This is a genomic window from Kribbella deserti (genome assembly GCF_042434725.1).
In the GTDB taxonomy this organism is placed as follows: domain Bacteria; phylum Actinomycetota; class Actinomycetes; order Propionibacteriales; family Kribbellaceae; genus Kribbella; species Kribbella deserti.
Window position 1 is genome coordinate 99,000 of record NZ_JBHLTC010000040.1, and the last position, 9,279, is coordinate 108,278.

Annotated in this window: 9 protein-coding genes; 4 read left to right on the plus strand and 5 right to left on the minus strand. The window is 67.6% G+C overall.

The features are described 5' to 3' along the window. The first annotated feature begins 22 nt into the window (after nt 1-22). Complete coding sequence (gene rpmG, locus ACFFGN_RS31705) at nt 23-190, plus strand: 50S ribosomal protein L33 (RefSeq protein WP_328990830.1); 168 nt, start codon at nt 23-25, stop codon at nt 188-190. A gap of 74 nt (nt 191-264) precedes the next feature. On the opposite strand, the gene ACFFGN_RS31710 is transcribed toward rpmG, so the two are convergent. Then, nucleotides 265-1,029 (minus strand): hypothetical protein, encoded by a 765-nt coding sequence (locus ACFFGN_RS31710; protein WP_380055410.1) that lies wholly within the window; start codon nt 1,027-1,029, stop codon nt 265-267. An 86-nt stretch (nt 1,030-1,115) separates the two neighbouring features. Between ACFFGN_RS31710 and ACFFGN_RS31715 the strand changes: the two genes are divergently transcribed. The 3 genes from ACFFGN_RS31715 to ACFFGN_RS31725 are packed head-to-tail and all read left to right on the plus strand — an operon-like array spanning nt 1,116 to nt 2,995. Continuing rightward, nucleotides 1,116-1,541: an FAS1-like dehydratase domain-containing protein gene (locus ACFFGN_RS31715; protein WP_380055413.1), complete on the plus strand. Its 426-nt coding sequence runs from the start codon at nt 1,116-1,118 to the stop codon at nt 1,539-1,541. Beyond that, complete coding sequence (locus ACFFGN_RS31720) at nt 1,538-1,960, plus strand: MaoC family dehydratase (RefSeq protein WP_380055415.1); 423 nt, start codon at nt 1,538-1,540, stop codon at nt 1,958-1,960. Before ACFFGN_RS31715 ends, ACFFGN_RS31720 begins: the two co-directional genes overlap by 4 nt. 3 nt (nt 1,961-1,963) lie before the next feature. Next, nucleotides 1,964-2,995: a UDP-N-acetylmuramate dehydrogenase gene (locus ACFFGN_RS31725; RefSeq protein WP_380055418.1), complete on the plus strand. Its 1,032-nt coding sequence runs from the start codon at nt 1,964-1,966 to the stop codon at nt 2,993-2,995. Nucleotides 2,996-3,773: 778 nt separating this feature from the next. On the opposite strand, the gene ACFFGN_RS31730 is transcribed toward ACFFGN_RS31725, so the two are convergent. The 4 genes from ACFFGN_RS31730 to ACFFGN_RS31745 form a co-directional block, all read right to left on the minus strand. Beyond that, nucleotides 3,774-3,965, minus strand: a complete 192-nt coding sequence (locus tag ACFFGN_RS31730) for a hypothetical protein (RefSeq protein WP_380055422.1) — start codon at nt 3,963-3,965, stop codon at nt 3,774-3,776. Between the two features lie 646 nt (nt 3,966-4,611). Then, nucleotides 4,612-5,925 carry an NsdA family TPR-like regulatory protein gene (locus ACFFGN_RS31735; protein WP_380055425.1) on the minus strand — a complete coding sequence of 438 codons (1,314 nt, stop codon included), beginning with the start codon at nt 5,923-5,925 and terminating at the stop codon, nt 4,612-4,614. A gap of 863 nt (nt 5,926-6,788) precedes the next feature. Next, a complete protein-coding gene (locus ACFFGN_RS31740; protein WP_380055428.1) occupies nt 6,789-7,832 on the minus strand; it encodes an adenosine deaminase in 1,044 nt (347 codons plus the stop codon). Between the two features lie 129 nt (nt 7,833-7,961). After that, entirely contained in the window at nt 7,962-9,155 is a 1,194-nt protein-coding gene (locus tag ACFFGN_RS31745) for a pyridoxal phosphate-dependent aminotransferase (RefSeq protein ID WP_380055431.1), read from the minus strand. Nucleotides 9,156-9,279: the final 124 nt, after the last annotated feature.

Consider the following 9,279-nt stretch of genomic DNA (forward strand, 5'->3'; position numbering starts at 1 on the left):
CTCCTGACTAGAAGAGACACCAATGGCCAAGGCAAGCGACGTCCGCCCGAAGATCACCATGGCGTGCACGGTGTGCAAAGAGCGCAACTACATCACCAAGAAGAACCGGCGCAACGACCCGGACCGTCTTGAGCTGAAGAAGTTCTGCCCGCGCTGCAACGACCACACGGAGCACCGCGAAACCCGCTGATCTCCAGATAACTTTCGCGAAGAGGCCGTTCCCCTTGGGGAGCGGCCTCTTCGCTGTCGTCCAAGCCTCAGGGATCAGACGGCGGCGTAGTTCGCCAGGCGGTCCTGCCGGGGCGTGAGGCAGCAGCTCGCGCAGCACTTCCCGCTGCCGTCCGCGCAGGAGTAGTACAGACAACACGTGTTCCGCAGATAAACGAGGATGTCCCGTCCGCCACGGTTGACCGTCGTGACCTCGCCCAGAGCGTTGAGCCCGCACGGTGCTCCGCCCACGAACTCCGCCCACTTCTCCGCAAGCACCTTCGGATCTGCCGCGACGGTCTCGCGCGTCGCTGCGCAGAAGGCCATCGCCGTACCGGAGGCAACTCCTCCGCGCAGCTGGCGAAGGCCCGCGCGGGTACGCCGGTGAAGCTCGTCGGCCAACGGTAGAAGGTGGCCCGCGAGCGTTACGTCGTACAGGGTGGCTAGACCGCCGGGCAGTGGTTCTAGCGAACGGATGGCCACGGCCTCGATGCCAGCGTCCTCAGCCGGTTTGAGCCACAGGTTCTCGGGGCGGACGTCTAGGACGATTCCGTGGAGTGCCCAGAGTAGGAGGGCCGTGGCCGGGAGGCGGCCGGCGTACACGGCCATGAGGCTTAAAGCTGTCGCGTGTTCCGTGGCGTGGCCCCGGCCATCGAACTCGTGCTTGAGCAGTCCGGTGAGTTCTGGACCGTCCGGGACCAGTAGGTGGTCCGTGCGGATCCAGCCGTCTCCACTCGGTGCACCGAGCTGTGCCTCGTACCGAGCCCCGAAGCGGGCCAGCGCGGCCACGGTTCCAGTGGGGACGTCGTCGTACGCCGTCACGCAGCTACCTTCCAGTAAGGGATTCAAGCGGTGGTGGCGGCACACGCGCTAAGAGCCGGGATCAGTCTGCCAGTAGGGTTCATGCCATGACGATCGACGCATCGGCTGTGGGCCGGACTTATCCGGCACCAGAGTCTTACCTGGTCGGCCGGGAGAAGATCCGCGAGTTCGCCGACGCCATCGGTGACCCGAACCCCGCCTATCGCGGCGACGACGCGATCGCCCCGCCCACCTTTGCCTTCCCGCTCGGATCCGGCGCCTTCGATCTGCTGCTGGCCGATCCCGAGCTCGGGCTGGCGCTGCACCGGATCGTGCACGCGGACCAGCGGTTCGCCTACAAGCGGCCGATCCGCGCCGGCGACGAGGTGGCCGCGACCTGCACGCTGACCGCGTACCGCCAGGTCCGTGGCATGGACGTCGTCACCACTGAGACCCAGCTGCGCACCACCGCCGGCGAGGACCTCGCGACCACCACCACGGTCATCTTCCACACGCCGGAGGGCGACGCATGAGCACCCCGCTGACCGAGGTCGAGGTCGGTACCGAACTGCCGCCGCTGACCGTTCACCTGACCCGCGCCTCGCTGGTCCGCTATGCCGGTGCCTCGGGCGACTTCAACCCGATCCACTACAGCGACCGCTTTGCCGCCGCCATCGGTCTGCCCGGCGTCGTCGCGCACGGCATGCTCACGATGGCCTCCGCTATCCGCGTGGTGACGGACTGGCTCGGCGATCCCAGTCGCGTGATCGAGTACGGCGTGCGCTTCACCAAGCCTGTGGTCGTTCCCGACGACGAGAAGGGCGCCACGCTGGAGATCAGCGCGAAGGTGGCCGCGGTCAACGAGGACGGCACGGCTCGGATCGACATCACGGCCGTCGCGGCCGACGAGAAGGTGCTCGGGCAGGCCCGCGCGCTGGTGCGGTTGACCTGAGCCATGCAGACGATGAACGACGTACGACTGGCCGACCTCACCACGCTGCGGGTCGGCGGCCCGGCCGATCGACTGGTCACGGTCGAGACCGAGGCCGAACTGATCGAAGCGGTCCGCACGGCTGACGCGGCCAAGGAGCCGGTCCTCCTGCTCTCCGGCGGCAGCAATCTCGTGATCGGCGATGAGGGCTTCCGCGGCACGGTGATTCGCATCGCCACCCGTGGCATCCGCGAAGACGCCGACGCCTGCTCCGGCGCGACCGTAGCGGTGGCCGCCGGCGAGGACTGGGACCCATTCGTCCGACGGGCCATCGCCGAAGGCTGGGTCGGCCTCGAGTCCATGTCGGGCATCCCGGGCCTGGTCGGCTCAACTCCGATCCAGAACGTCGGCGCCTACGGCCACGAGGTCGAGAAGTCGATCGCCCGCGTCCGGGTCTGGGACCGCGTCGACAACGCCGTTCGTACGTTCGCGGCGGCGGACTGCGGCTTCGCGTACCGCACGTCCCGCTTCAAAACCGAGCCCAGCCGGTACGTCGTACTCGAGGTGACGTTCCAGCTGCCGCTCGGCGACCTCTCGGCCCCGGTGGAGTACGCCGAACTGGCCCGGGTCCTCGGTGTGGACACGGGTGCGCGCGTACCGCTCCAGGACGTACGCGAGGCCGTACTCGGCTTGCGGCGTGGCAAGGGCATGGTCCTGGACGAAGCGGACCACGACACCTGGAGCGCCGGGTCGTTCTTCACGAACCCGATCCTGGCCGAACCGGCCGAGGTACCCGCGGGCGCACCGCAATGGCCGATGCCGGACGGCCGGGTCAAGACCAGCGCCGCCTGGCTGATCGAACACGCGGGTGTCGGCAAGGGCTACGCCGTCGGCCGCGCGGCGGTCTCGACCAAGCACACCCTGGCCATGACCAACCGAGGCGGCGCCACCGCCAAGGAACTGCTGGCCCTGGCCGGGCACGTGCGCGACGAGGTACACCGAGCCTTCGGCATCACCCTCATCAACGAGCCCACCCTCATCAACTGCACCCTCTGATCACGCCAACCCGCTGCCCGCCCGCGCCCACTCGGAGGCTGTGACCACCCGGCCGCGGGCACGCCGTCGCGCGGGTCGGCACGGGCCAGCGCGGGTCGGCGCGGGTCGGCACAGGGCAGCGTGGGCCCGACGGGTAGGGAGTGGGCGCATGCGTGGTCCGGCTGTGAAGGTTGGAAGGTGGGACCGGCGCCGATGACAGGGATCAAGACGCCGGCCCCACCGGTCTTTGAAACACCACAGGTCGCATCGCTCGCGACCTCCGCTCAACGAACTCGCCGACGTTAGACAGCGAAGCGATCCCACTGACGGCGCGCCAACCGAACGCCCCTTGCGACTAGGCCAACCCGGCCGGTGCCCATCCACGCTCCGGCTAACCACGCCGAACCGCTTAGACCTCGCCGCATGCGATCCGATCGACCACGGCGAGCCGGATGCATCTCGCGCGAATGGCCCGGCCGTCTAGTCGCCGTGACCCTTTGTCCCGGCGAATGGATAGTCCGCTTCGGCATCACCCGCTCAGAACAAGGGCGTGCTTGGTCGTCGGTGGGCACGGCGGCGCGAGTCAGCTGTGCGAGAGCATTGAGGTCATTGGCTTGTTCCTGCGGAACGCGGGCGAACGGTTGCACGCCGGGTACCGCCGGTGACGGTGCACGTGTTGGTGAATGCCAGCAGGGCGCCTCGATGTAGCGGCTGGCCATAGCCACCGACGCCTCGAACACTTGGTCACCGATCGATCCGCCCTTTGATGCATGGCGGAACCGCGGTCAGCGACGAACAGCTAATGGTGGTTGGTGAATCGGGTAGGAAGATCTTCAGTTGTCACGCGCAGGCCGGTGAAGCGGCGGCGCATCATTTGCTCCCATCTCTCGGCGATGGCGACCGCGCCGACGTGTTCGGCGATGACGTGCTCGCCGAACCAGACGCGCACCCTTCGCCGGGGTTGTCCGACCTCGTCTTCCAGCAGGTTCATCGATCTCGCACCTCCCGGTCGACGGAACGCACAATCAAGCCGTACAACGCGATCGTCACGATGACGGCCGTTAACAGGACCCACGAATTTCCCATCATCTGGAACTGCCTTTCTCAAGACTGATTCGAATAGGGCTTCTCGGAATGTCACTCAGCGTTATTCATCTGGCGCCGCCTCGGGAGGGCAGATCGCCGGGCAACCTGGGCCATCCAGGGGCGGATGCTCACCACCAGCACTCGCCGGCGAACTAGCCCATTCGCCAAGCTCAGGCCCCTCGTCGGATCGCACTTGCAACAAGCCGTGCCTCGACAGGCCTCGCTTACCCACAGCCGCGGCCCTCGGCGGATCGCACCTCGGTCAAGCGGCGGCCTATAGCGGATCACGCTGAAATGCCGCGCGACTCCACGACGTGATAGCGGTGGTTTGCCTTATTTTGTTGGCCTTCGGGTGGACGCCGCGTCGCTGCGGCTGGGTGAGCCGATGCGATCTTGTGGACCGCGCCACCGCGACGTACGGCCATCGCGACGTACCGCCATCACACGTGCAGCCACGGCGACGTACCGCCACCTGTGGTGCAGGATGGGCAGCCTGCGGGAGTTGGTTCGGCCGACGGTAGAGGAGTGCCGGGTTAGCGGGGAGTGCCGGGTTAGCGGGAGTGGCGGGTTGCGGCAGGGCGGCGGACGAACTCGCGGATGGTCTCGTGCATGGCCCTGGCCTTGGCCTCGCCGAGATAGCGCGGCGTCCTGGTTTGCGCGGCCACCTCGCTGACGCGTTGAATCAGCGGGCGAACGCGGAATTCCGGTGCCGTCTCCAGCACTACCGCGAGGGCCTCGACAGCGCCGTCGAGCTCGCCCAACTCCAGACGAGCTTTCACCTGTTGGAGCCGGACCATTCGTTCGGAGCCGTAGTTCCGCAGCGCATGCGGGGATGACTCGAACATCTGAACGCTACGATCCGCATGTTTTGCGGTCACGTGAGCCTCGCCGAGCCAGAGGTGGGCATCCGACCAGATCGCTTCGGCACGCTCCGGCGAACACCACAGCGGTCCGCCAAGATCGTTGGCGCCATCCGAATACACCGTTTTCTTCGCCAGCTCGAGTGCCTTCCGAGCAGGCTGGAGTTGTCCCGACCGGGCAAGGTCCACCGCATGCGCCGCCGCCAGGAACGTCTTCGCCGAACCTTGCGCGAACCGCAGTCCGTCGCCGGCGAACTCCGCCGCCTTGGCGAAGTCGTCCTGCCAGAACGCCGCGGTGTGCTGTGTCGCCCGCACCCACGCCCGCAGGTCGTCGTGATCCGCGCTTTCCGCGCAGGCCCAAGCCGTTCGGGTGTGACTTTCGGCGATATCCGGGCGGCCCAGGTCCACCGACATCCACGCCAGCAGGGTGAGGGACCACCCGGCGGCGGCGTACAGGTCGCGCGTTTGGGCGGGCTGCTGGCGCCCCGTGAGCAGCTTGAACGCGCGATCGCGGATGTTTCGGGTTCGCAGGAACAACGGCTTTGTCGGCACCCGCAGATACGTCTGGGCGACGCGGTGCAGGTCGACATGCATCTGCTCCACGGTGAGGTCGCCGAGATTCGACTCCTCCGCCAAGGTCAGCAAGGCGATCGACTCGTCACCGGCCTCCACGATGTCGTCCTCGAGACCGACGGTGGAACAAGCGGTGAGATCGGTTTCGATCGGCGGTGCCGCTCCGGGCGGGATGAAGCCGAGTTCGTGGTCGGAGGCAACATTCAGCACATGCCGCAGCCCTGCCCGGTAGGGGGCGCCCGGCCAGCGCACCGCTCCCCGTTCGAGTTTTGCGATGTAGTGCCCGTCCAGTTCGTACTTCGTTTGGGTGGTTTGCCACAACCATTCGCAGACCGCGTCCGCCAGCTCGGTGCGGGACATGCTTTCCCCGGGCGCGCTCGGCGACCGGGTTCGCTCCCGTGCAGCCCGGAGCAACCCGTTGACCTCAGACATGCGCCGACAGTACTGGCGTGAACACGCTTAGCCAGCGGCGAAAACCCGCTCTGAACCGGTCTGCCCCAGCTTGCCCCGAGCTGCCCCGGCCTGCCCCTCTGCGCACCTATCACCTCCGCTCGAAACACGAGGCACCTCCCGTCGTTGATCACACGTGATGAACCGATCTGGCTCACACACCGAACCGATCTGCCCGGCCAGCGAGCCGATCCGGCACACGCGAAGTCGGTCCGATCCGCAAGCCGGTCCGGTCCACGCAAGCCGTTTCGATCCACGTGAACCGATCTGGCCCACGCAAAGAGAAGATGCCGTCGGCACCGATCCTCTGCACGGCTTTCTCAAAGCTGTGGAAAACCAGCTCACCGATCCGTGGCGTCGCGAAGACCCTTCAGCCGAGGTCTCCAGCACTGCTCGATGGGGCGTCTGGTGAGGGCCCGAACGTGAAGGAGTTGTAGCTCGGTGGGCTCTGCAGCCCGGCAGCCACGCTGACGGAGGTCACCAATGGCGGCAGGGCAGCCGGTCTGTGCGGTAGGGGCCGCACGGGCAAAGCAGCGGCCGCAGCGCGGCAGGGAGGGCATCCAGGATGGGCAGTGGCCGAGGGCGCGGTGATGGCGCTAGGAGCAGATGGCGACCGAGGGGCAGTTGGGGGTGACAGAAGTGGTTATGCCGACAGAAGTGGCCAATGCCAGCAGGAGGTGTCGAGGCAGGCAGGACGGCCAAGGCAGGAGGGGCCGCGCCCGGCAGGAAGGGCCGCGCCCGGCAGGAAGGGCCGCGGCCGGTGGGAGGGGCCGCGCCCGGCGGGGCCGAGGCCGATAGGAGGGCCGAGGTTGGCTGGAGAGTGCCAGGGGCCGTGAGGGCTGGGGTTAGGGAGTTGGAAGGGTGGCTGGGTGGGAAGCGCCTAGCCAGGTGTCGATTTCGGCTAGGAGGGTGCGTTGGACTTCGGGGGGTGCGGTTGAGGCTTGGACGGAGCCGCGGGCGAGGTTGGCGAGTTCGTCGTCGGTGAAGCCGTGCACGGAACGGGCCGTCTCGTACTGCTCCGCAAGCCTTGACCCGAACAACAACGGATCGTCCGCTCCCAAAGCGATTCGCGCCCCCGCGTCGTAGAGCTGTCGCAGCGGTACTTCCTCCGCCGAGCGATACACCCCGAGGGAGACGTTCGACGCCGGGCAGACCTCCAGAGCCACTTCCGCGTCGACCAGGCGAGCCAGGAGATCGGGGTCTTCGGCAGCACGCACGCCATGGCCGATCCGTTTGGCGCCCAGTTCGTCGAGGCAGGTCCGCACGGTGGCAGGCCCGCAGAGTTCGCCACCGTGCGGGGCGGCGAGCAAACCCGCATTGCGGGCGATTCGGAAGGCCGGCGCGAACTCCGACGTCGTACCCCGTCTTTCGTCGTTCGACAGGCCGAAACCGACGACGCCTCGGCCGACGTACTGACTGGCGAGGCGGGCGAGGATGCGGGCGTCCAGGGGGTGGCGCGTACGGTTCGCGGCGATCACGATCTGGACGGAGATCCCGGTCGAGGCGCTTGCGTCGCGGGCCGCGTCCAGCACCAGATCGGTGAATTCGGTGATGTTGTGGAAGCGGTTCGCGTAGCCGGATGGGTCGACCTGGATCTCCAGCCAGCGTGAGCCGTCGGCCCGGTCATCCTCGGCGGCCTCGCGAACCAGGCGCCGTACGTCGTCCTCGGTTCGGAGCACCGAACGGGCGATGTCGTACAACCGCTGGAACCGGAACCAGCCGCGCTCATCGGCCGCGGACAGCTGCGGCGGCCATTCGGTGCGCAGCGCGTCGGGCAGTCGCACCCCGTGCGTGTCGGCCAGCTCGACCAGGGTCAGATGCCGCATCGAGCCGGAGAAGTGCAGGTGCAGGTGGGTCTTCGGCAGCAGCCGCAGGTCCCGTTGCGTCATTACAGAAGGTTACCGACCGATGCCCAGGAACGGAAAACCGGTGGCCGCGGCAAGGGAAACCCGCCACGACCACCGGCAACAAACCAGCGCGAACAGCTCAGCGCGAAAACAGCTCAGCGTGCGAACAGCTCAGGCAAGCAGCTTGGCGATCCGGTTGACGCCTTCGGTCAGGTCGTCGTCGCCGAGGGCGTAGGACAGCCGCAGGTAGCCGGGCGCGCCGAAGGCCTCGCCCGGTACGACCGCGACCTCGGCCTCTTCCAGGATGATCTCGGCCAGTTCGGTCGAGGTGGTCGGCGTCCGGCCGTTGATGTCGCGGCCGAACACGCCCTTGACCGACGGGTACGCGTAGAACGCGCCGGTCGGCTCCGGGCACTCGACGCCGGGGATCTCGTTCAGCAGCTGGACCATCGTCTTGCGGCGACGGTCGAACGCGACCTTCATCTCCTCGACCGCCGTCAGGTCACCGGTCAGCGCGGCGATAGCGGCCCGCTGGGCGATGTTGCAGACGTTCGAGGTCTGGTGCGACTGCAGGTTGGTCGCGGCCTTGATGACGTCCTTGGGGCCGATCATCCAGCCCACCCGCCAGCCGGTCATCGCGTACGTCTTGGCGACGCCGTTCAGCACGACGGTCCGGTCGGCCAGTTCCGGTACGGCGACCGGGATCGACGTGGACTTGGTGTCGCCGTACGTGAGGTGCTCGTAGATCTCGTCGGTGATCACCCAGATGTCGTGCTCCAGGGCCCACTCGCCGATCGCCTTGACCGCCTCCGGGCTGTCCACCGCGCCGGTCGGGTTCGACGGTGAGCAGAACAGCAGCGCCTTGGTCTTCTCGGTCCGGGCGGCCTCGAGCTGCTCGACCGTGACCAGGTAGTTCTGGGTCTCGTCGGCCAGCACCTCGACCGGGACACCGCCGGCCAGCCGGATCGCCTCCGGGTAGGTGGTCCAGAACGGCGCGGGCAGCAGCACCTCGTCGCCCGGATCGAGCAGCGTTGCGAAGGTGTTGTAGACCGCGTGCTTGCCGCCGTTGGTGACGAGCACCTGCGCGGCCTCGACCTCGTAGCCGGAATCCCGCTTGGTCTTGTCGACGATCGCCTGCTTGAGCTCGGGCAGACCCCCCGCCGGGCTGTAGCGGTGGTTCTTCGGATCGCGGGCCGCCTCGACCGCCGCCTCGACGATGTAGCCGGGCGTCGGGAAGTCGGGCTCGCCGGCGCCGAAACCGATCACGGGCCGGCCGGCGGCCTTGAGCGCCTTCGCCTTGGCGTCGACGGCGAGAGTCGCGGATTCACTGATTGCACCGATGCGTTCGGAGATGCGGGAGACCATGGGGCTATCCTGGCACTCCCGTGTGAGGCGTGACATACCGGTCTCGGTAGGTAGTCTCGGCTGTCACACGGGGAACCGGCGCGAGTGGCGCCGGGGTGACAGGCCCAGTTCGACCCGGGCACCT

Bases quoted from the DNA above. Each gene is read 5' to 3' on its own strand.
- rpmG (WP_328990830.1), top strand. From the start codon at position 23: ATGGCCAAGGCAAGCGACGTCCGCCCGAAGATCACCATGGCGTGCACG.
- ACFFGN_RS31715 (WP_380055413.1), top strand. From the start codon at position 1,116: ATGACGATCGACGCATCGGCTGTGGGCCGGACTTATCCGGCACCAGAG.
- ACFFGN_RS31720 (WP_380055415.1), top strand. From the start codon at position 1,538: ATGAGCACCCCGCTGACCGAGGTCGAGGTCGGTACCGAACTGCCGCCG.
- ACFFGN_RS31725 (WP_380055418.1), top strand. From the start codon at position 1,964: ATGCAGACGATGAACGACGTACGACTGGCCGACCTCACCACGCTGCGG.
- ACFFGN_RS31730 (WP_380055422.1), bottom strand. From the start codon at position 3,965: ATGAACCTGCTGGAAGACGAGGTCGGACAACCCCGGCGAAGGGTGCGC.
- ACFFGN_RS31735 (WP_380055425.1), bottom strand. From the start codon at position 5,925: ATGTCTGAGGTCAACGGGTTGCTCCGGGCTGCACGGGAGCGAACCCGG.
- ACFFGN_RS31740 (WP_380055428.1), bottom strand. From the start codon at position 7,832: ATGACGCAACGGGACCTGCGGCTGCTGCCGAAGACCCACCTGCACCTG.
- ACFFGN_RS31745 (WP_380055431.1), bottom strand. From the start codon at position 9,155: ATGGTCTCCCGCATCTCCGAACGCATCGGTGCAATCAGTGAATCCGCG.